Source organism: Variovorax glucosi (genome assembly GCF_051216695.1).
GTDB lineage: Bacteria > Pseudomonadota > Gammaproteobacteria > Burkholderiales > Burkholderiaceae_C > Variovorax.
In genome coordinates this window covers 20,388-40,849 of record NZ_JBPJZE010000004.1, presented here as the reverse complement: position 1 = coordinate 40,849, position 20,462 = coordinate 20,388, and the positions used below count along the sequence as shown (strand labels likewise).

Genomic DNA, 20,462 nt, shown 5'->3' with positions numbered 1-20,462 from the left:
TTTTCAACTGTCTCGACACTCCCCATGCGACTTCCTCGATCCCTCGCAGCGATCGGCGCCATTGGCGTTGCGGTGCTGCTTGCAGCCTGCGCCCAGAACCCGACCTACCCCGCCTCCGGCAGCGCCACGCTCCAGACCGTGGCCCGCTTCGACCATCAGGTCACCGGCGTCACCGTCGCCAAGGGTGGCCGCATCTTCGTCAACTTCCCGCGCTGGACGGAAGACTCGCCGGTGTCGGTGGCCGAAGTGCTGAAGGACGGATCGATCCGTGCCTTTCCCGACGACCGCTGGAATGCCTGGCGCAACGCCCGCAAGGACGAACTGAACCCGCGCGAGCACTGGGTCTGCGTGCAGAGCGTCGTTGCCGACCGCCAGGGCAACCTCTGGGTGCTGGACCCCGCCGCGCCCGCACAGAGCCTGCTGGTGCCGATGGGTGCCAAGATGGTCAGGTTCGACATGACGACGAACGCTGCCGTGCAGACCGTGACTTTCGACGAAACCATCGCGCCGCAGGGCAGCTACCTGAACGATGTCCGCTTCAGCCCCGACGGTCGCTTCGCCTACATCACCGATTCGGGCGCGAAGGGCGCGCTGGTCGTCGTCGACCTGACGACCGGCCGCTCGCGCCGCGTGCTCGACGGCCATCCCAGCACGCAGGTCGAAAAAGACGTGCAGGTGAAGGCGGACGGCAAGGTACTGCGCCAGACCGACGGCCGTGGCGTCGGGTTTTCGGCCGACGGCATCGCGCTCTCGCCGGACGGCGCGACGCTGTACTGGCAGGCGATCAAGGGCAGGACGCTTTACAGCCTGCCGACGGCCGCGCTCGTCGATGCGGCACTGACGCCGCAGCAGCTCGCGAGCCGTGTCGTACGCGTCGGCGAGAACGGCGTGGCCGATGGCCTGCTGATTGGCCGGGATGGACGCATGTACGTCACCGCGCCCGAAGACGATGCGGTGAAGGTGCGCGACAACGTGAACGCGCCGCTGCGCACGCTGGTGCGCGATGCCCGCCTGCGCTGGCCCGACACGATGGCCGAAGGCCCGGACGGTGCAGTCTATGTAACCAGTTCGCGGATTCAGGACATGAACTGGTTCAACCCGGCAAGCCCGGCTGCGTTGCCGACGATGCTGTTCCGGATCGACGGGCGCTGAGCAGACGGCTACTCGACGCCGCCTTCGCTGCGAATACGCAACGCCGCGTCGTAGAGCACATTGCGAGATCCTCCGCTGATCTCCGCAGCCAGCTTCACCGCGGTCTTCACCGGCAGTTCGGCGAGCAACAGCCGCAACACGCGGTCGGCTTCGGCGACATCGTCGGCTTTCACGGCGACCGGATGCAGCACCAGCGCAAACTCGCCCCGCGTGCGGTCGCGTCCTGCGGCAAACCATTCGGCCAGCTCGCTCGACGCCACCGTCGCGATCTCCTCGAACTGCTTCGTGAGTTCGCGACCGACCGTTATGCGACGCTCGCCCAGAACAGCCAGCGCGCGCGCCAGCGCCTCGATGCGATGCGGCGCTTCCAGCATCACGACGCTTCGCGGCTCGCCCGCAAGCGCCTGCACGGCGGTATCGCGCTCGCCGGTCTTGGTCGGCAGGAAGCCGGCGAAGACGAAGGCGCTGCTTTCATCGCCCGTCGCCACCAGCCCAGCCGCGCCGAGCAAGGTCGTCACGCTGCTGGCGCCGGGCAGCGGCAACACCCGATAGCCGGCTTCGCGCACGGCAGCCACCAGCCGCGCACCCGGATCGCTCACGCCCGGTGTGCCCGCATCGCTCACATAGGCGATGCGATCGCCGCGCGACAGCCGCGCCACCACCGACTGCGCGGCCTCGGCCTCGTTGTGCTGGTGCAGCGCCAGCAACTGCGCATGCGGCCGGTCGATGCCGTAGGCGCGCAACATGCCTTGCGTATGGCGCGTGTCCTCGCAGGCGACCACATCGACCAGTTGCAGCACATGCAGAGCGCGCAAGGTGATGTCGGCCAGATTGCCGATCGGGGTGGCGACGACGTACAACGTCGCCTGCGGATAATGCTGCGCACCCGCGGCATCGCGCGCGGCCGACAGGGCGGCGCCAAACGTGGCAGGGGCGAGTGAATTCAATGGATTTCCTTCGGGACGACGAGACGACGGTATCTAGAACGACCAAGCAGCGCGGCGATGCGGCCGAGGACGCTGCGCTGGCGCATCTGGAGGCGGCAGGCCTGCAGCTGGTGACGCGCAATTATCAAACCCCGGGCCGCGGCGGCGGCGAGATCGACCTGGTGATGCGCGACTCGCGCGATCCGCGTGACGACACGCTGGTCTTCGTCGAGGTGCGGCAGCGCACAGCCGGCACGCACGGCGGCGCGGGCGGCAGCATCACGGGCGCCAAGCAGCGCCGCATCGTCTTCGCTGCGCGGCATTACCTGCTGGGCTTGAAGGCGCTGCCGCCGTGTCGTTTCGACGTCGTGCTGGTCGAAGACGGCATCGAATGGCTGCAGGGCGCATTCGATGCCGTGCGTTAGTGCCGGTTATCATCGCCGCCCATGCTAGAGCAACGGATTCAGCAGCACTTCATCGACAGTGCCGACCTCAACTACCAGGCAGGCCCGGCCCTCAGCAAACCCATATCCCAGGCCATGCAGGCGATGCTGGCCTGCGTCACCAGCGGCGGCAAGATCCTGGCATGCGGCTCGGGCGTCTCGGGTCTGCTGGCTGCACAGTTCGCGGCCCAGTTCGTCAGCCGGTTCGAACGCGAACGACCCGAACTCGCCGCCATCGCCCTGCCCGGCGACCCCACCGATCCTTCAGCCGACCGCTCCGACGCCATCGACCGCGACCGCTTCGCCCGCCAGGTGCGCGCGCTCGGCCAGGCCGGCGACGTGCTGCTGGTGCTGAGCGTCAGCGGCCAGGCTGCATCGGTGCTCGGCGCGATAGAGGCTGCGCACGAGCGCGACATGACGGTCGTCGCCCTGCTGGCCGGCAACGGCGGATCGGCCGGCCGCGCGCTTCGCGAAACCGATGTCCAGGTCAACGTGCCGCACGAACGCGCCGCTCGCATCCACGAAGTCCACCTGCTCACGCTGCACTGCCTGTGCGATGGGGTGGACGCCCAGTTACTTGGCGAACAGGAAGGTTCCACATGACAACGATTCTTTCAATCCGACGTTTCACGCTGGCGATCACCGCCGTGGCCGCACTGTGCGGCGCACTCACGGCCTGCGTGCCGCTCGTCGTGGCCGGTGCCGCAGGCGGCGCGGGCCTGGTCGCGACCGACCGCCGCACCTCCGGTGCACAGCTCGACGACCAAGGCATCGAACTGCGCGGCGCAGCCCGCATCCGCGAAATCGCCAACGACCAGATGTACGTGAGCCTCACCAGCTTCAATCGCCAGGTGCTGCTGACCGGCAGCGTCGGCAGCGAGGCCGACAAGCGACGCGCCGAAGAGGTGGTCCGCCGCGTGGACAACGTGCGTTCTGTCGTCAACGAACTGTCGGTCGGCTTCTCCAGCTCGTTCCAGCAGCGTTCCAGCGACACATTCATCACCGGCAAGGTCAAGGCCTCGCTGCTCGATGCCAAGGACATCTTCGCCACGTCGTTCAAGGTCGTGACCGAGCGCAACGTGGTCTACATCATGGGTCTCGCGACCCGCCGCGAAACCGACCGCGCCACCGACATCGCACGCGGCGTTCAGGGCGTGAACAAGGTGGTGCGCGTGGTCGAGGTGATCACCGAAGCCGAACTCGCCAGCCAGCAGCGCCAGACGCCGTCGCCCGAGTCGTCGGGTTCTGCCGAGACGGTGGCGCCATCGTCGTCGTCTTCGACCTCCAACGTGCCGCTGCCGCCGATGGCACCGCTGCCGTCCAGCGGCGGCGCAGTCGCGACGCCGATCCGCTGATCTTTCTGGTTACTTGAGTCGGGTGATCAGGCTCGACGTGTCCCAGCGGGCGCCGCCGGCCTGCTGCACGTCGGCATAGAACTGGTCGACCAGCGCGGTCATCGGCAGGCGCGCGCCGTTTCGGTTCGCTTCGCCGAGGACCAGGCCCAGGTCCTTGCGCATCCAGTCGACCGCGAAGCCGAAATCGAACTTGCCTTCGATCATGGTCTTGCCGCGGTTTTCCATCTGCCAGCTCTGCGCCGCGCCCTTGCTGATGACGCCGAGCACGGCTTCCATGTCGAGCCCCGCGCGCTGACCGAAAGCCACCGCCTCGCTCAAGCCCTGCACCACGCCGGCGATGCAGATCTGGTTGACCATCTTGGCCAGCTGACCCGATCCGCTGGCGCCCAGCAGCAGGATCGCGCGGGAGAAAGCGGTTGCCGCCGGCTTGATGGCGTCGAAGGTTGCCGCGTCGCCGCCGCACATCACCGTCAGCGCGCCGTTCTGCGCGCCGGCCTGTCCGCCGGAAACCGGTGCATCGATGAACTGCAGGCCGTGTTCGATGGCGAGCGCCGCAAGTTCGCGCGCCACGTCTGCCGAAGCGGTCGTGTGGTCGACGAAGACGGTGCCCTTCGCCATGCCGGCAAACGCACCGTCATCGCCGAGCACCACCGAGCGCAGGTCGTCGTCGTTGCCGACGCAGCAGAAAACGATCTCGGCGCCGGCTGCCGCCTCACGTGGCGTGGCGGCGCTCTTGCCGCCGAATTCGGCCGCCCATGCCGTCGCTTTTGCCGGCGAGCGGTTGTAGACCGTCACGCTGTGGCCGGCCTTGGCCAAATGGCCCGCCATGGGGAAACCCATCACGCCGAGGCCGAGAAAGGCCACTTTGCGGGACGGGACGGAATCGTATGTCTTGGGGTTGGTGCTGGTCATGGGACGACAGCTTAAAGCCAACTCAGGTGTCGCTCCACTTGCGCAGCAGGTTGTGATACGTGCCCGTCAGGGTGCGGCGCGCGGTCTCGTCGGCGCCGCTCTGGTTCAGGCGCTGGATGGCGTTGTCCATGTCAAACAGCAGCGCGCGGTCGCCGGCATCGCGCACGAGGCTCTGCACCCAGAAGAAACACGCCACCCGCACGCCGCGCGTGATCGGCGTCACGCGGTGCACGCTGGTCGCGGGATACAGCACCATGTCGCCGGCAGCCAGCTTCACGGTCTGCATGCCGAGCGTGTCTTCCATCTGCAGTTCGCCGCCGTCGTAGCTGGCGGGGTCCGAAAGGAACAGCGTCGCGGAAAGATCGGTTCGCAGCTTGCGGCCGGTGCGTGGATCGATGCGCACGCCGCCGTCGACGTGCAGGCCGAAGTGCATCCCCTCGCTGTAGCGGTTGAACATCGGCGGATACAGCAGATTGGGCAATGCCGCGCTGATGAACGTCGGATGACGCTCGAGCGCGCCGGCAATGACCGACTGGCATTCCTGCGCGACCCGCGAGAACTCGTCGACCTGCTGGTTCAGCTTGACCGGCGCACCCTGGTGGCCGGCGGTCACCCGGCCGTCGACCCAGGCGTCGCCGGCCGCGTCCAGGCGCGAGCGGACATCGGCGAGCGCATCGGCGTCGAGGACGCGGGGAATGCAGATCAGCATGATTCGGGCATAGGCAGGTTGCGTCGTGTCAGAAGCGGTAGTTGAGCGACACCGTCGCCGAGCGGCCCGAACCGGGCACCGCGCGGCCACCGTCCGACGGGATCAGCGCATCGTAATAGCGGCGGTCGAACAGGTTGAACACGTTCAGGCGGATGTCGTAGTTCGGCTGGTGGTAAGCCAGCAGCGCGTCGAAGCGGACATAGCTGCCGACCTGCACGAGATTGGTGTTGTTCGCGAAACGCCTGCCCGCATACGTGCTGCCGCCGCCGATCTCCCATTGCGGCGTGATGGCGTAGGTCGCCCAGACGCTTGCCGCGTCCTTGGGCGTGTTGAGCGGTGTCTTGCCGAGCGTGCCCGGCGCGATGCCGTTGATGATGGTCGCGTCCAGATGCGTGTAGGCGCCGAAGATCTGCAGCCGGTCGGTGATGCGGCCCGCTACGCCCGCGCGAGCGCCGTTCACGCGCACCGTGCCGGTGGCGACGTAGGTGCCGTCGGCATTCTGCGAGCGGGCGTTGTCCTGCGTGATCTGGAATGCCGCTGCCGTGAACGACAGGTTGCCGCCGCTCAGGTCCCACTTGCCGCCGACTTCGTAGGATTTGTTTTCCTGCGGCGGCAGCGGCTGCGAGGCACCAGTGGTCGCGACGAGCTGCTCCAGCGACGGGTTGAACGACGTGCTGTACGACACGTAGTACGCCTGTTCCTTCGTCGGCTGCCAGAGGGCGCCGGTGCGAACGCTGGTGAAATTGACCGTCTGGCTCTCCGCACCGAGCAGCGTCGCGGTCGGCAGCGAGTTGCCGATATTGGCGCGGTAATGATCCTGGCGGACGCCGGCGACGAGCTTGAATTCGGGCGTGATCTCCAGCGTGTCGTTCACGTAGGCGGCGACGGTGTTGGCGTCGGCGGTCGCGCGGTTGCCTGGCGTGCTCGCGACGTTCGCGTTGGCCGACGGGTTGAGCAGCGGCGTGCATGCAACGTAGCCGGTGGTGGCGCCGACGGCGTTGAGCGCGCGACCGTTGCAGGTGCCGTTGCGGTAATAGTTCTGGTTGTCGTAGGTGTCGCGGCCAAGTTCCAGTCCCGCGATCAGCGAATGCCTGAGCGAGCCGGTCTCGAACTTCGTGCTGAGTTCGGTCAGGTTGAAGAGCGATTTGTCGTGGATCGTGCGGTCGTGGCTCTGCTGGCGCACCCACAGCGCGCTCAGCGGCAGGTTGCTGGCGGCGGCCAGCGGGAATGCCGTGGTTCCCGTGGACAACGCGGTGTAGGCACCGTTCGCCGCAATGGTGCCGATGCCTTGGGCGGCAGTTTCGCGCGCGTCGGTCGTCACCTGGTTGTATTGCGTCTGGTTGCGGATCGACGTGGTCGGCGTCAGCCTGTGCTCGACCAGTGCGCCGAACGCATGGATGTCGGAAATGGTGCGGTCGCTGTCGAGCCCGTAGGCCGTGTTGCGGCCGACATTCGACGGCCGGCCGTTGAGCGGCGGCACGCCGTAGTCGGGCTGGTCGCGGTTGTGCTGCGCCAGCGCCGTGAGCGTGACGCGCGTCGGCGTGCCGATGCCGAACTTAAGCGCGGCATTGAGCCCCGCATCGCGCAGCTTCGTCTGGTCGCGCGTCGTGGCATCGCCGTCCTGCACCATCGCGGCAATGCGGACGGCGGAGGTTTCCGACAGCGGCCGGTTGATGTCGAGTGTCGAACGCACGAGCCCGGTGCTGCTGGCCGAAACGCCGACTTCACTCGCCGCGACCAGCGTCGGCCGCTTGCTGACCTGGTTGATCACGCCGCCGGTGGAGCCGCGGCCGAACAGCATCGACGACGGGCCCATCAGCACTTCCACGGATTCCAGCGCGAAGATGTCGCGGTAGTACTGCGCACGGTCGCGGACGCCGTCGAGGTAGATGTCGGTGCGGGCCGAGAAGCCGTTCAGATAGATGTTGGTGCCGATCTGCCCGCCCTCGGCGCCGCCGATGGTCAGGCCCGGCACGTTGCGCAGGGCGCTCGCCAGCGATGTCGCGCCCTGCGACTGCATCAGCGCCTGATCGATCACCGTGACCGACTGCGGAATGTCGCGCAGTTCCTGCGGCAGGCGGCTGATCGACACCGGATTGGCGCCGAAACCGGTCTTGTCCTGTGCATCGTCGACCTGCACTTCGCGCAGCGTCGCCGGTGCCGAGATGCCGGTCGTCGCCGGAACGGACTGCGCGGAAGGCGCCGTCTGCGCCAGCGCGCCGGTCGCGGGCAGCAGGCTCAGCAAGGCCAGAGAAAGCGACGACAGTGAAGAAAGCGAGGTGCCGGATGCTGTGCGGGAAGCGATACGGGTACTGCGAGGCGTTGTGCGGCGACCAGCGGCACGTTGAATGCGGTTCATGAAATTTCTCGGAGCGGACAGCGAATGAAAGCGAGCGCCACCTGCTGACCTCTCCGGTGGCACCCGGAAAAGCCGTGAGATTAAATACGAATCGTTCTTCTTTACATAAAAATTAGCCGAACGTTTGCTAGCCGCAACAGGAATCAATCGTTGACTTTTCGGTCAGCTTCCAGGCAGCAAGAATTTTCTCAGGAGCGGCGTCTCGCACTCCGTCGCTCAGTCGTTCTGGATGCGCCGGTCGAAGAAGGAAGATCGCCCCGATCCCGGCCGAAAACCATGCCGGCCCTGACATCGCCGACCGGCGCCTCGCCACCCGCCGCTTTCTCCAGGTGCTCGACCATCCGCGCGATGCGGTCGGCCACGCTCTCGTTGCTGAGTTGCTCGCGGAAGCGCTCGACGATCAGCGGAAATCCGAACGGCGTCGGCCGCGCGATGGTGTTGATCACCAGTCGCTGCGCATTCATGTACTGGAGACTTGCGCGCAAGCGGCCGATTTCCAGCTCCTGAGCCAGAAGTTCCTGCTCGGCCTGCAGCAGCAGCTTGTTCTCCGGGTCGTATTTGCGGAACACCTCCCAGAACAGCGACGACGACGCCTGCAGCTGCTTGTTGCTGCGCTTCTCGCCCGGAAAACCCTGCGAAATCAAACCCGACACGCGCGCGATCTCGCGGAAACGCCGCCGCGCGAGTTCGCTGGCATTGAGGCTTTCGAGCACCTCGTGCAGCAGAGCGACGCGTTCGCCCTCCTCCTGCGTGCCGTGCGCCATCGCGTCGAGCGATTGCGCATCGTGGCCGGGACGCAGTACCTGCGGCAGCAGCGTCGGCCAGTCGACCTCGGTCGCGCTCAGCAGCTCGAAACCATAGTCGTTCACCGCAATAGAAAACGTGCGCGGCGCATGCTGCGCGACCCGCCACGCCAGCAGATTGGCGATGCCGAGATGGACATGCCGGCCGGCGAACGGATACAGGAACAGATGCCAGCCTTCGCGCGTCTTCAGCACTTCCGCCAGCAGCGTCTGCGGCGTCGGCAGCGACGACCACTTCTGCTGGATTTCGAGCAGAGGCCGCACGCAGCGAAGCTCCGGCGTGTCGTAGCGGCCTTCCTCGGCCAGCGCGAGCTGCTGCACGAAGGCGGCGGCCAGCGTCGCCGACATCGGAAACTTGCTGCCGCCCCAGCGCGCGATGGCCGGGCGCTTGCCGCTGGCGCGCCGCACCCACGCGGTCATCTCGCGGATGCGCACCAGTTCGAGCGGACGACCGCCGAACAGGAAGCAGTCGCCGGGCTTCATGCGCGCCGCGAAGCTTTCCTCGACCGTGCCGATCTTCGCGCCGCCGACGTACTGCACCGACATGCTCGCATCGCTCACGATGGTGCCGATGTTCATGCGGTGCCGGCGTGCGAGCCGCGCATCCGGCACGCGCCAGACGCCCTCGGCATCGGGCACCGCGCGCTGGAAATCCGGATACGCCGACAGCGACTGCCCGCCCTGCCGCACGAAAGCCAGGCACCAGTCCCAGCTGTCCCGCGACAGGTTGGCGAAGGCGGCCGTGGTGCGCACTTCGTCGTACAGCGCATCCGGCGTGAAGCCGCCGCCGAGCGCGACCGTCACCAGGTGCTGCACCAGCACGTCGAGCGGTTGCTCCGGCGTCGAGCGCGCCTCGATGTGCCCGGCCTTGATCGCCGCGCGCGCCGCAGCGCCCTCGACCATCTCGATGCTGTGCGTCGGCACCAGCGTGATCCGCGACGGACGCCCCGGCGCATGGCCCGATCGTCCGGCCCGCTGCAGCAACCGCGCCACGCCCTTGGGCGAGCCGATCTGCAGCACGCGCTCGACCGGCAGGAAATCGACGCCCAGGTCCAGACTCGACGTGCAGACCACCGCCCGCAACGCGCCGCTCTTGAGCCCCGCCTCGACCCACTCGCGCACGGCGCGGTCGAGCGAGCCGTGGTGCAGCGCGATCACCCCGGCCCATTCGGGCTTCGCTTCGAGGATCGCGTGATACCAGATCTCGGCCTGCGAGCGCGTGTTGGTGAAGACCAGCGTCGTCGGGCTCGATGCGATCTCGGCGACCACCTGCGGCAACATCGTCAGGCCCAGATGGCCAGCCCAGGGAAAGCGCTCGGCGCGGCCGGGCAGCAGCGAATCGATCACCAGTTCCTTCGGCACCTCGCCCTGCACCATCGTCCCGTCGCGATGGCCCAGCAACGTGTGCATCGCCTCGTCCAGATTGCCGAGCGTGGCAGACATGCCCCAGATGCACAGCGCCGGATTCCACTTGCGCAGCCGCGCCAATGCAAGCTGTACCTGCACGCCGCGCTTGTTGCCGAGCAGCTCGTGCCATTCGTCGACGACGACCATCCTGACCGTGCCGAGCACTTCGCTTGCATCGGCGCGCGCGAGCATGACGGACAGGCTCTCGGGCGTGGTGACGAGCACGGTCGGCAGGCGCGTGTTCTGCGCGCTGCGCTCGCCGGAGGTGGTGTCGCCGCTGCGCGCGCCAGCGGACCAGCCGGGGGCGAGAGAGTCGAGCGGTTGCTGGAGCGCGCGGAGCGTGTCGGCTGCCAGCGCGCGCATGGGGGTGATCCAGAGGACGGTGAGCGGCGGCGCGATCTTCCTGGCCGTTGCCCGGTTGCTGGACATCGTCGCCTTGGCCGGGAACGCCATCAAGGCACCGAGCCAGACCGCGTAGGTCTTGCCGGCGCCGGTCGTGGCGTGGAGCAGGCCGGACTGGCCTGCGGCGATGGCTTTCCAGACCTGGCGCTGGAATTTGAAGGGTTTCCAGCCCTTGGCAGCAAACCAGCTTTTGAGCGCATCCTTCATATACTGAAGCTCCAACGTTGCTGATTCGCCAACTCAAGGAGAAAACACATGCCCCTTCCTTTGGAAACCCTTGAAGCCGAAGTGCTGCGTCTCTCGCCAACAGACCGCTCGCAGCTGCTGGATCGCGTCGTCGCCAGTCTTGACGCCGACAAGGCGCTTGACGCAGCTTGGGACGACGAAGCTGCTCGCAGGGATACGGAAATCGACCACGGCTCGTCGACACTCGTGTCCGGGCGTGGCGTGCTGACTCGGCTCAGGGCCGAGTTGGGGTGACTTCTTCCCTTCATCTACAGGTCGAGCAAGACATCGAAATTGCCTTTGTCTACTACCGGACAAATGCCGGCGCCAAAGTCGCATCGCGGTTTCTGGACGAATTCGAACGCGTCGCGGCGTTGCTCGACGCCAATCCAGGTTTTGGCACACCGACCAGCGAGGAGCGACGGTCGTTTCCCCTGCGCGTCTATCCGTATTCGATCATCTACAAACCTGTAGGCGACGGCATCCGGATTCTGGTTCTGCGACATCAGCGGCTGGCGCCTGCGTTTGGATCGCAACGAAACTGAAGCAGCACAAGTCATCCCGGCAGCAACGCAGCCAGCGTCTCCAACGTATCCGCCTCCTCCACCGGCTTGTCCTCCCGCCACCGCAGCATCCGCGGAAACCGCACCGCGATCCCGCTCTTGTGGCGCGAGCTCTTCGCGATGCCTTCGAAGCCGAGTTCGAACACCAGCGTCGGCTTCACGCTTCGCACCGGCCCGAAGCTCTCGATCGTCGTCTTGCGGATCACCGCATCGACCCGTCCCATCTCCACATCCGTCAGCCCCGAATAAGCCTTGGCGAACGGCACGAGCTTGCGATCCGGCTGTCCCGGCGGACCTTCCCAGACGGCAAACGTGTAGTCGCTGTACAGGCTGGCACGCCGGCCGTGACCACGCTGTGCATATATAAGAACGGCGTCGATGCTCAGCGGATCGATCTTCCATTTCCACCAGGTTCCGACATCCTTGGTGCGACCGACGCCGTAATGCGCGTGGCGCTGCTTCAGCATCATTCCCTCGACGCCCATCGACCGCGCGGCCTCGCGTTGCTTCGACAGGTCGAGCCAGCTTTCGCCGGTCAGCATCGGACTCGACAGCAACTGCGGATGCCGCACCTGCTCGACCAGATCGTCCAGCAGCGCACGACGCTGCTGCTGCGGCATGGTGCGCAGATCGCGGCCCTGCCATTCGAGCAGGTCGTAGCCGAGCAGCACGACCGGGATTTCTCGCAGCAGCTTCGGGCCGAGTGTCTTGCGGCCGATCCGGCGCTGGAGTTCGGCGAAGGGCTGCACCAGTCCGATGCTTTCGGGCAGCGCCTCGTCCTTGCGCCAGACGACGATTTCGCCGTCGATGACCGTGCCGTCGGGAAGCGCCTCGCCCATCGCTGCAAGTTCCGGGAAGCGGTCGGTCACCAGTTCCTCGCCGCGCGACCAGAGCGACACGGTACCCGCGCGCTTGACGATCTGCGCGCGGATGCCGTCCCACTTCCACTCGATGATCCAGTCCGACGGCGGTCCCAGCAGCGCATCAAACTGCTCGACCGGCACGTTGAAAGGATGCGCAAGAAAGAACGGATAGGGCTGGCCGCTGGTCTTGAAATCGAGTTCGCCGTCGCTCTCCGGCGCGATCAGGCCGCCGTAATCGTCGGCCGACGGCTTGCCGCTGATGTGCGTGTAGCCCATGAGCCGTTGCGCCACGCGTTTTGGATCGACGCCGCCGACCGCCGCCAGCGCCTGCGTGACCTGCAGCCGCGAGACGCCGACGCGAAAGCTGCCGGTCATGAGCTTGAAGTAGACCAGCCGCTCGTCGGGCGCAAGCTGCCGCCACTGCGTGCGCAACGTGTCGGCGAGCGTTTCGGGCGGGGTTTTACGCAACGGGAGCAGGTGGTCTTCGATCCAGACGGCGAGGCCGAGGTCGTGCTGCTCGGTCGGCGGCGGGAGCAGCAGGGAGATCGTTTCGGCCAGGTCGCCGACGGCTTCGTAGCTTTCGTCGAAGAGCCATTCGGGCAGACCGGCTGCTTCCTGGGCAAGCAGGCGCAGGACCTTGGTGGGGACGAGTTGGCGCGGTTTGCCGCCAGCCAGGAAATAGACGGCCCACGCGGCATCACGTGGCTCGGCGGCGCGGAGATAACGCTGGAGGGCGGCTTGTTTGGCTAGGCTGGACGTGGTGGCGTCGAGCTCGCGGTAGAGGGCGGCGAAAGCTTTCACTGCATTTCTCCTCCCCCTTCCGGGGGGAGGCTGGGAGGGGGGCCGACGGCGGTGGCCACAGCAGGAGCCTCCGCCCTGTCCGCCACATCCTCATCCCCGTACTCCGTCTTGAACCCCTGCGCCTCCAGCCCGTTGTCCGTCAGCCACCGTACAAGCACGGCGATGCTCCCGTGCGTGACGAATACCCGCTCGGCACCCGTCCCCGAAATCGCCTTTTGCAACCCCGGCCAGTCCGCATGGTCCGACATTACGAACCCGCGGTCGACGCCGCGCCGCCTCCGCGTGCCTCGCAGCTGCATCCAGCCGCTCGCAAACGCGTCCGCGTAGTTGCCGAAACGCTTCATCCACGGCGTGCCCTGCGCCGAAGGCGGCGCCAGCACAAGTGCGCGCTTCAGCATCTGCGGGTTGACTTCCGGATCGCTCACCCGGAATGTCGGCGGCAGCCTGACGCCCGCCGCGCGATACACGGCGTTCAGCGGCTCGACCGCTCCGTGCACGACGATAGGCCCGATGTCAGCCTCGACACCGTGCAGCACGCGCTGCGCCTTGCCGAACGAATAGCAGAGCATCACCGACGTCCGGCCGTCGTCTGCATTGCGTCGCCACCATCCGTTGATGTCCTCGAACAGCGCTGCCTGCGTCGGCCAGCGGTAGATCGGCAGGCCGAAGGTCGATTCGGTGATGAAGGTGTCGCACGGCACCGGTTCGAAGGGCGCGCAGGTGCCATCGGGCTCGGTCTTGTAGTCGCCCGATGCCACCCAGACGCGGCCACCGTGTTCGAGCCGCACCTGCGCCGAGCCGAGTACGTGGCCGGCCGGATGCAGCGAAATCTGAACGCCGTTGTGCACGATGGCCTCGCCGTACGGCAGCGTCTGCAGCGTGATGCCGGCGCCAAGACGCGTGCGCAGCGTGCCTTCGCTGTCGGTGTGCGCAAGGTAGTGATCGTGGCCGATCCGGGCGTGATCGGAGTGCGCATGCGTGATGACGGCCCGGTCGACCGGTCGCCACGGATCGATGTAGAAATCGCCGGCCGGGCAGTACAGGCCTTCGGGTCGCGCAACGACCAGATCGTCCGCGCGTGAAGCAAAACTGACGGGTGTGTGTGGCACATGCATGTGAAAAGATAGTAGCCAGCGCGCGGCCGACACGCGCACAAACAGCACCGCAAACCACTGTGAGCACGGGACTACGCATGGTTGATCGGCGTTTTCAGGGTTTACACCGAGCAAATAGCAGCCGTTGGCCGGACTTGCAGCGGCCTTGCGATTGTTGAATATCGGGTGTTCACTGCCAATTGCCACACATTCAGATGACCGATCGCTCTCGCACCCTCGATCCACAGCAGACGCTGCCCCACGACGCCGACCGGGCCGTTCTCGTCGGCCGAGCCTGGCTGGCCGTCAGCGCCGAACGCAGCGCGGACACCGATGCAGCCGGCGGCCCGACGCTCGTCACCGTGCGCGACGGCACGCTGATCGACATAGGCGCCCTCGCCCCGACCACAGCCACGCTGCTCGCCATGCCCGATGTCGCCGCACGCGTTCGCGCCTTCGTCGATTCCGGCCACGGCATACCGCTCGGCCCGCTTTCCGGCTGGCTGGATTCGACCTGCGCCAACCTCGGCGATCAGACACGGGCCCGCCTGCTGTCGCCCAACGATCTGCAGGTCGTGAAGGCAGCCGGCGTCACCTTCGTCGACAGCATGGTCGAGCGGGTGATCGAGGAGCAGGCGCGCGGCGATGCGTCCCGCGCCCAGGCCGTGCGGCGCGAAGTGACTGCAGCCGTGGGCGACAACCTCGCTGCGATCAGGCCCGGCTCCGAGCGCGCGATGCAACTGAAGGAAGTGCTGGTCGCGCAGAAGCTGTGGTCGCAATACCTCGAAGTCGGCATCGGCCCGGATGCGGAAATCTTCACCAAGGCCGCGCCGCTGGCGTCGGTCGGCACCGGCGTGCAGGTCGGGCTGCATCCGAAATCGACCTGGAACAACCCGGAGCCCGAGATCGTGCTGGCGGTTTCGCCGAGCGGCGAGATCGTCGGCGCGGCGCTCGGCAACGACGTGAACCTGCGCGACTTCGAGGGCCGCAGCGCCCTGCTGCTCGGCAAGGCCAAGGACAACAACGGCTCCTGCGCCATCGGCCCGTTCATCCGGCTGTTCGACGAACATTTCGGCATCGACGACGTGCGCAACGCGGTTGTCAGCCTGCATGTCGAGGGCGAGGATGGTTTCACCCTCGAAGGATCGAGCTCGATGTCGCGCATCAGCCGCGATCCGCTCGAACTCGTCGGCCACGCGATGGGTGGTCATCACCAGTATCCGGACGGCATCCTGTTGTTCTGCGGCACGATGTTCGCGCCGATCCAGGACCGGGATGCGCCCGGCGCCGGCTTCACCCACCACATCGGCGACCGCGTCACGATTGCGTCCGAACGCCTCGGCGCGCTGGTGAACTGGGTCGATCACAGCGACCGCATACCGCCATGGACATTCGGCATCGAAGCCTTGATGCGCAACCTGGCACGGAGAGGCCGCTTGGCTTAAGGATCTTTAACATTTGTTGGCGAAGCGCGCCACAATAAGAACCTTGCCCGCGCGCCCGAACCGGCTTCGCGACCTGGCCCGAAAGCCCTGACGCATATCGATTCGCGCGATGTGCACGCCCCTTGAACGATCGATGAGAACTGGCGGACGCAAGCCAAACATCAACCGCAGGATGCGAGACGCCGCCAGCTCGCTGAGGTTGCGAATGACGCTGAGCGGCGTCGCGGCGCTGGCGCTCGGCATCGGACTGATCGCGTTCCTGCTGGTCGGACGGGCCGAGCGCGACATGCTGGCGGTGGAGCGAGAGCGCGAAATCGGAGAGGCCGTGCGAACCGCCACGGTCCTGTCCCACCGGGTGATCGAAGTGCAGCGCACGCTTCAGGCGCTCGCAATGCAAGCTGAAGGCGGATCGCTCGAAGACCCGGCTACGCTGGAGCGCTTCATACAGAGCACGCCGCTGCTGAAAGACATCTTCGCATTGCTCTTCATGACGTCGAAAGAGGGGCGCGTGCGCGTCTACGTCGACGACAAGGGCGTGCAGCATCCCAACATCGATATTTCGGATCGCCCTTACTTCCGCAAGACGCTGAGCGACGGAAAGCCGCAGATCTCAGACGTCATCTACAGTCGACTCGACGGTACGACCGGTGTCGTCTTCACGCAGCCGATACGCAACGAAGCCGGCATTTACGGGATGCTGGCCGGCTCGGTCCGCCTGAACAGCCGCGGTCTGCTCGACAGCGTGGTCACGACACAGTCTGGCTATACATCGAGCGTGACCGTGGTCGTGACGAATGCCGACGGGACGATCCTGGCCCATCCGGACAAGCACCGCGTCGCGCAGTCACTGGCGACCGAACCGCATCTCGAGGATGCATTCCGGGTCTGGACCGACAGTGGTTCGCCGGTCGAACCCCAGGGACTGCTGCTCGCGCAGGCCGGCGAAGTGGTCAGCGTCGCCGGCGTGCCCGGGCCCGACTGGGTGGTCTGGCGCGTCCGCGACGAGGCACAACTGCTCGCGCCGTTGCGCGATGCCAGGCGGCACGCGCTAATCATCGCCGGCGCGCTCGTCATCGTGCTTTCCGTAGCGATGTTCGCGTGGCTCGGCTGGCTGCTGGCTCCGCTGACACTGCTGAAGAATCGTGCGCAGCATCTGTTCGACGGAGAAGTCCAGCCGCAGGAAGGGTGGCCGGCTGCCAGCGGCGAAATCGGCAGCCTGGGCCGCGTGCTGCGACGCGTCGCCATCGAACGCGCGCGGCTGGAAAACCTGAACGCCCAGATGCTCGGTCGCCTGCGTTCGGTGATGAGCGCCGCGCCGGTCGGCATCGCCATCGCTCGGCAGGATCACTTCGAACTCGCGGGCGACACCTTCTGCCAGCTGTTTTGCTGCACCGAACGCGATCTGCTCGATCGATCGACACGCCTGATCTTCGCTTCCGCCGAAGACCACGCCGCTTTCACCGAGCAGGAACGCGAGGCGTTCGCCATCGGCGGCGTCTACGCCGGGGAATGGCGGATGCGGAGAAGCGACGGCACCCAGTTCTGGGCTCGGCTGCGCAGCAAGATGGTCGACGGCAGCGACGCTTCAATGGGCGCGATATGGATCGTCAGCAATATCGACGAGCAGCGGGCGCAGCGCGAGCAGCTCGAATGGTCGGCCACGCACGATCCGCTCACCGGCCTCTCCAATCGCCTGGCTTTCACCGACAAGGCCGAGCAGATGGTCGCCGGTCTTCCGCATACGCTACCGACCGCGCTGGTATTCATCGATCTGGACAACTTCAAGCCGGTCAACGACACGGCCGGCCACCTGGCAGGCGACCTCATGCTGCTGACGGTCGCCACGGCCATCTCCGCACATACGCGCTCGACAGATCTCGTGGTGCGGCTCGGTGGCGACGAATTTGCGCTGGTGCTCGAACGCTGCAGCCATGAAAGCGCTTTGCGGATTGCGGAAGAAGTGCGCGACGCGGTGGCCGGCGTGACGCTGCCCTGGGAAGAAGGCACGCTGCGCGTCGGTGCCAGCCTGGGCGTCGCAAGCCTCACGGCCGAGACGCGCAGCGTAGCGGAATGGCTGGCGGCGGCGGACGCCGCTTGCTATGCGGCCAAGGCAGCCGGCCGCGGAACCGTGCAATCCGCCGGACGGTGAAAAGAACGCAAGGGCAGCGTCAAAAAGCATGAAGCCGCTCGAAAGCGGCTTCATGACCATAGGTGAGAAACGAAGACGCTCAGCGCTTCTGGCGGTACTTGCGAAGCGCAGCGATCTGTGCGGCCATCACGGCCAGCTCGGATTGCGCCATCGCGATGTCGATGTCGCTCTTGGCATTCTTCAGCGCTTCTTCGGCAGCCGACTTGGCCGCATTGGCCTTCTCGTCGTCCAGATCCTTGCCGCGGATGGCGGTGTCGGACAGCACGGTCACGCTGTTCGGCTGCACTTCGAGAATGCCACCGGCCACGAACACGAACTCCTCGCCGCCATCGGCCATCTCGATGCGCACCGCACCCGGGCGGATGCGCGTGATGAGCGGCGTGTGGCGCGGGAAGATGCCCAGCTCGCCGGTTTCACCCGGGAGCGCAACGAACCTGGCTTCGCCGGAGAAGATCGACTCTTCCGCGCTCACCACGTCGACATGAATGGTGTTTGCCATATCAGGCGACCTTCTTGGCCTTCTCGAAGGCTTCGTCGATGGTGCCGACCATGTAGAACGACTGCTCCGGCAGGTGGTCGCACTCGCCGTTCACGATCATCTTGAAACCACGGATGGTTTCCGACAGCGGAACGTACTTGCCCGGCGAGCCGGTGAACACTTCGGCCACGTGGAACGGCTGCGACAGGAAACGCTGGATTTTGCGAGCGCGGGCCACGGCCAGCTTGTCGTCCGGCGCCAGTTCGTCCATGCCCAGAATCGCGATGATGTCGCGCAGTTCCTTGTAGCGCTGCAGCGTGCCTTGCACGGCGCGGGCCACGTTGTAGTGCTCTTCACCGACGACGGCCGGCGACAGCTGACGCGAGGTCGAATCCAGCGGATCCACAGCCGGGTAGATGCCCAGCGATGCGATTTCGCGCGACAGCGCAACGGTCGAATCCAGATGGGCGAAGGTGGTGGCAGGCGACGGATCGGTGTAATCGTCGGCTGGCACGTAGACGGCCTGGATCGAGGTGATCGAGCCGACCTTGGTCGACGTGATCCGCTCCTGCAGACGGCCCATTTCCTCGGCCAGCGTCGGCTGGTAGCCCACGGCGGAAGGCATCCGGCCCAGCAGCGCCGACACTTCGGTACCGGCCAGCGTGTAGCGATAGATGTTGTCCACGAAGAACAGCACGTCCTTGCCTTCGTCGCGGAACGACTCGGCAATGGTCAGGCCGGTCAGCGCGACGCGCAGACGGTTACCCGGTGGCTCGTTCATCTGCCCGTAGACCATCGCGACTTTCGAGTCCTCGAGGTTCTCGAGGTTCACGACGCCGGAGTCGGCCATCTCGTGATAGAAGTCGTTCCCTTCGCGGGTCCGCTCGCCCACACCGGCGAACACCGACACGCCCGAGTGGGCCTTGGCGATGTTGTTGATGAGTTCCATCATGTTCACGGTCTTGCCCACGCCGGCGCCGCCGAACAGGCCGACCTTGCCGCCCTTGGCGAACGGGCAAACCAGGTCGATCACCTTGATGCCGGTTTCCAGCAGTTCCTGCGACGGCGACAGATCGTCGTACGCGGGCGCCTTGCGGTGGATCGAAGCGGTGAGTTCCTGGCTGACCGGGCCACGCTCGTCGATGGGCGCGCCGAGCACGTCCATGATCCGGCCGAGCGTCGCCTTGCCGACGGGCACGGTGATCGGCGCATGGGTGTTGGTGACCATCAGGCCGCGGCGCAGGCCGTCGGACGAACCGAGCGCAATCGTGCGCACCACGCCGTCGCCGAGTTGCTGCTGAACTTCGAGCGTCAGCGCGCTGCCTTCAAACTTGAGGGCGTCATAGATCTTCGGCATCTGGCTGCGCGGGAATTCCACGTCGACCACGGCACCGATACATTGAACGATCTTGCCTTGCACTGCATTGGCTTGAGCCATATCTGCTCCGATAAAAATTTGAATCTGTTGACGTCGGAAGACGCTTAGACGCCGGCGGCCGCGGCAGCGCCCGACACGATTTCAGACAGCTCTTTGGTGATGCCGGCCTGACGGGTCTTGTTGTAGATCAGCTTGAGTTCGCCGATCACGTTGCCTGCGTTGTCGGTAGCAGCCTTCATGGCCACCATGCGGGCCGACTGCTCCGAAGCCATGTTCTCCGCAACGGCCTGATAGACCAGCGACTCGACATAGCGCACCAGCAATTCGTCGATCACGCTCGCGGCGTCTGGCTCGTAGATGTAGTCCCACGCATGCTCGCCGGCTTCCACCTTCAGCGAATCCGAAGCGAGCGGCAACAGCTGTTCGACCACGGACTCCTGGCGCATCGTGTTGATGAACTTGGTGTAGCAGAGGTAGACGGCGTTGACCTTGCCTTCGGCATAAGCGTCGAGCAGCACCTTGACCGGACCGATCAGCTTTTCGAGGTGCGGCGTGTCACCCAGCTGGGTGACATGCGACACGACGCGCGCGCCGATGCGGTTCAGGAAGCTGAAGCCCTTGTTGCCGATGGCGACCGCTTCGACGGTCACGCCGGCAGCCTGCTCTTCGCGCAGCTTGGTCGTCAACGCGCGCAGCACGTTGGTGTTCATGCCGCCGCACAGGCCCTTGTCGGTCGTCACCAGGATGTACCCGGCCGCCTTCGCCTCGTTCGTCTGCATGAACGCGTGCGTGTACTCGGGGTTGGCCTTGCCGAGATTCGCCGCGATGGTGCGGATCTTCTCGCTGTACGGACGCGCCGCGCGCATGCGCTCCTGCGCCTTGCGCATCTTCGACGCGGCCACCATTTCCATGGCCTTGGTGATCTTCTTGGTGTTCTCCACCGATTTGATCTTGCCGCGGATTTCCTTGCCGGCTGCCATAGGTGCTCCTTAAGCCTT

General features: G+C 66.1%; 18 protein-coding genes. 8 read left to right on the top strand and 10 right to left on the bottom strand.

The annotated features are described in order from the left end of the window. The first annotated feature begins 24 nt into the window (after window positions 1-24). Window positions 25-1,152: an SMP-30/gluconolactonase/LRE family protein gene (locus ACSFA3_RS18560; protein WP_435506982.1), complete on the top strand. Its 1,128-nt coding sequence runs from the start codon at window positions 25-27 to the stop codon at window positions 1,150-1,152. A gap of 8 nt (window positions 1,153-1,160) precedes the next feature. Here the strand turns inward: ACSFA3_RS18560 and rsmI are convergent, their stop codons facing one another. Beyond that, window positions 1,161-2,099 (bottom strand): 16S rRNA (cytidine(1402)-2'-O)-methyltransferase, encoded by a 939-nt coding sequence (gene rsmI, locus ACSFA3_RS18555; RefSeq protein WP_435506981.1) that lies wholly within the window; start codon window positions 2,097-2,099, stop codon window positions 1,161-1,163. Here rsmI and ACSFA3_RS18550 point away from each other — a divergent pair. Genes ACSFA3_RS18550 through ACSFA3_RS18540 form a run of 3 tightly spaced genes read left to right on the top strand, consistent with a single transcriptional unit; the run spans window position 2,099 to window position 3,876 of the window. Next, entirely contained in the window at window positions 2,099-2,503 is a 405-nt protein-coding gene (locus ACSFA3_RS18550) for a YraN family protein (protein WP_435506980.1), read from the top strand. The two genes, rsmI and ACSFA3_RS18550, sit on opposite strands and share 1 nt — an antisense overlap. Window positions 2,504-2,524: 21 nt before the next feature. Then, window positions 2,525-3,124 (top strand): SIS domain-containing protein, encoded by a 600-nt coding sequence (locus tag ACSFA3_RS18545; protein ID WP_435506979.1) that lies wholly within the window; start codon window positions 2,525-2,527, stop codon window positions 3,122-3,124. Continuing rightward, on the top strand, window positions 3,121-3,876 hold the full coding sequence (locus ACSFA3_RS18540) for a BON domain-containing protein (protein WP_435506978.1): 756 nt from the start codon (window positions 3,121-3,123) through the stop codon (window positions 3,874-3,876). Before ACSFA3_RS18545 ends, ACSFA3_RS18540 begins: the two co-directional genes overlap by 4 nt. Window positions 3,877-3,885: 9 nt before the next feature. On the opposite strand, the gene ACSFA3_RS18535 is transcribed toward ACSFA3_RS18540, so the two are convergent. From ACSFA3_RS18535 to ACSFA3_RS18520, 4 genes are all read right to left on the bottom strand, one after another. Beyond that, window positions 3,886-4,788 carry an NAD(P)-dependent oxidoreductase gene (locus ACSFA3_RS18535; RefSeq protein WP_435506977.1) on the bottom strand — a complete coding sequence of 301 codons (903 nt, stop codon included), beginning with the start codon at window positions 4,786-4,788 and terminating at the stop codon, window positions 3,886-3,888. Between the two features lie 22 nt (window positions 4,789-4,810). Beyond that, entirely contained in the window at window positions 4,811-5,497 is a 687-nt protein-coding gene (locus tag ACSFA3_RS18530; RefSeq protein WP_435506976.1) for a Fe2+-dependent dioxygenase, read from the bottom strand. Between the two features lie 28 nt (window positions 5,498-5,525). After that, the gene (locus tag ACSFA3_RS18525) at window positions 5,526-7,856 is read right to left on the bottom strand and encodes a TonB-dependent receptor (RefSeq protein ID WP_435506975.1); all 2,331 of its coding nucleotides are present in this window, start codon (window positions 7,854-7,856) and stop codon (window positions 5,526-5,528) included. 188 nt (window positions 7,857-8,044) lie between these two features. Then, entirely contained in the window at window positions 8,045-10,675 is a 2,631-nt protein-coding gene (locus ACSFA3_RS18520) for a ligase-associated DNA damage response DEXH box helicase (protein WP_435506974.1), read from the bottom strand. A 48-nt stretch (window positions 10,676-10,723) separates the two neighbouring features. Here ACSFA3_RS18520 and ACSFA3_RS18515 point away from each other — a divergent pair, with 48 nt between their 5' ends. Together ACSFA3_RS18515 and ACSFA3_RS18510 are read left to right on the top strand one after the other, a co-directional pair. Continuing rightward, window positions 10,724-10,948 carry an addiction module protein gene (locus ACSFA3_RS18515; RefSeq protein ID WP_435506973.1) on the top strand — a complete coding sequence of 75 codons (225 nt, stop codon included), beginning with the start codon at window positions 10,724-10,726 and terminating at the stop codon, window positions 10,946-10,948. Then, window positions 10,945-11,238, top strand: a complete 294-nt coding sequence (locus ACSFA3_RS18510; protein WP_435506972.1) for a type II toxin-antitoxin system RelE/ParE family toxin — start codon at window positions 10,945-10,947, stop codon at window positions 11,236-11,238. The genes ACSFA3_RS18515 and ACSFA3_RS18510 overlap by 4 nt, the downstream gene beginning before the upstream one ends. Before the next feature lie 11 nt (window positions 11,239-11,249). Here ACSFA3_RS18510 and ACSFA3_RS18505 read toward each other — a convergent pair whose 3' ends face one another. After that, window positions 11,250-12,920, bottom strand: a complete 1,671-nt coding sequence (locus ACSFA3_RS18505; protein ID WP_435506971.1) for an ATP-dependent DNA ligase — start codon at window positions 12,918-12,920, stop codon at window positions 11,250-11,252. Then, window positions 12,917-14,029, bottom strand: coding sequence for a ligase-associated DNA damage response exonuclease (locus ACSFA3_RS18500; RefSeq protein ID WP_435506970.1), 1,113 nt, complete (start codon window positions 14,027-14,029; stop codon window positions 12,917-12,919). The genes ACSFA3_RS18505 and ACSFA3_RS18500 overlap by 4 nt, the downstream gene beginning before the upstream one ends. A 200-nt stretch (window positions 14,030-14,229) precedes the next feature. Between ACSFA3_RS18500 and ACSFA3_RS18495 the strand changes: the two genes are divergently transcribed. Beyond that, window positions 14,230-15,459, top strand: coding sequence for a fumarylacetoacetate hydrolase family protein (locus tag ACSFA3_RS18495; RefSeq protein ID WP_435506969.1), 1,230 nt, complete (start codon window positions 14,230-14,232; stop codon window positions 15,457-15,459). Between the two features lie 205 nt (window positions 15,460-15,664). Then, on the top strand, window positions 15,665-17,608 hold the full coding sequence (locus ACSFA3_RS18490) for a sensor domain-containing diguanylate cyclase (protein WP_435506968.1): 1,944 nt from the start codon (window positions 15,665-15,667) through the stop codon (window positions 17,606-17,608). Between the two features lie 79 nt (window positions 17,609-17,687). Here ACSFA3_RS18490 and ACSFA3_RS18485 read toward each other — a convergent pair whose 3' ends face one another. Genes ACSFA3_RS18485 through atpG form a run of 3 tightly spaced genes read right to left on the bottom strand, consistent with a single transcriptional unit; the run spans window position 17,688 to window position 20,444 of the window. Continuing rightward, window positions 17,688-18,107 (bottom strand): F0F1 ATP synthase subunit epsilon, encoded by a 420-nt coding sequence (locus ACSFA3_RS18485; RefSeq protein WP_435506967.1) that lies wholly within the window; start codon window positions 18,105-18,107, stop codon window positions 17,688-17,690. A 1-nt stretch (window position 18,108) separates the two neighbouring features. Then, complete coding sequence (gene atpD / locus ACSFA3_RS18480) at window positions 18,109-19,524, bottom strand: F0F1 ATP synthase subunit beta (RefSeq protein WP_435506966.1); 1,416 nt, start codon at window positions 19,522-19,524, stop codon at window positions 18,109-18,111. A gap of 44 nt (window positions 19,525-19,568) precedes the next feature. Next, window positions 19,569-20,444, bottom strand: coding sequence for a F0F1 ATP synthase subunit gamma (gene atpG, locus ACSFA3_RS18475; RefSeq protein WP_435506965.1), 876 nt, complete (start codon window positions 20,442-20,444; stop codon window positions 19,569-19,571). Window positions 20,445-20,462 lie beyond the last annotated feature (18 nt).

What these genes read in the sequence shown, in the direction of transcription:
- ACSFA3_RS18540 (WP_435506978.1), top strand. Translation starts at nt 3,121, where the DNA reads ATGACAACGATTCTTTCAATCCGACGTTTCACGCTGGCGATCACCGCC.
- ACSFA3_RS18535 (WP_435506977.1), bottom strand. Translation starts at nt 4,788, where the DNA reads ATGACCAGCACCAACCCCAAGACATACGATTCCGTCCCGTCCCGCAAA.
- ACSFA3_RS18520 (WP_435506974.1), bottom strand. Translation starts at nt 10,675, where the DNA reads ATGAAGGATGCGCTCAAAAGCTGGTTTGCTGCCAAGGGCTGGAAACCC.
- ACSFA3_RS18495 (WP_435506969.1), top strand. Translation starts at nt 14,230, where the DNA reads ATGACCGATCGCTCTCGCACCCTCGATCCACAGCAGACGCTGCCCCAC.
- ACSFA3_RS18515 (WP_435506973.1), top strand. Translation starts at nt 10,724, where the DNA reads ATGCCCCTTCCTTTGGAAACCCTTGAAGCCGAAGTGCTGCGTCTCTCG.
- atpG (WP_435506965.1), bottom strand. Translation starts at nt 20,444, where the DNA reads ATGGCAGCCGGCAAGGAAATCCGCGGCAAGATCAAATCGGTGGAGAAC.
- ACSFA3_RS18490 (WP_435506968.1), top strand. Translation starts at nt 15,665, where the DNA reads ATGACGCTGAGCGGCGTCGCGGCGCTGGCGCTCGGCATCGGACTGATC.
- ACSFA3_RS18550 (WP_435506980.1), top strand. Translation starts at nt 2,099, where the DNA reads ATGGATTTCCTTCGGGACGACGAGACGACGGTATCTAGAACGACCAAG.
- ACSFA3_RS18545 (WP_435506979.1), top strand. Translation starts at nt 2,525, where the DNA reads ATGCTAGAGCAACGGATTCAGCAGCACTTCATCGACAGTGCCGACCTC.
- ACSFA3_RS18525 (WP_435506975.1), bottom strand. Translation starts at nt 7,856, where the DNA reads ATGAACCGCATTCAACGTGCCGCTGGTCGCCGCACAACGCCTCGCAGT.
- atpD (WP_435506966.1), bottom strand. Translation starts at nt 19,524, where the DNA reads ATGGCTCAAGCCAATGCAGTGCAAGGCAAGATCGTTCAATGTATCGGT.
- ACSFA3_RS18485 (WP_435506967.1), bottom strand. Translation starts at nt 18,107, where the DNA reads ATGGCAAACACCATTCATGTCGACGTGGTGAGCGCGGAAGAGTCGATC.
- ACSFA3_RS18530 (WP_435506976.1), bottom strand. Translation starts at nt 5,497, where the DNA reads ATGCTGATCTGCATTCCCCGCGTCCTCGACGCCGATGCGCTCGCCGAT.
- ACSFA3_RS18560 (WP_435506982.1), top strand. Translation starts at nt 25, where the DNA reads ATGCGACTTCCTCGATCCCTCGCAGCGATCGGCGCCATTGGCGTTGCG.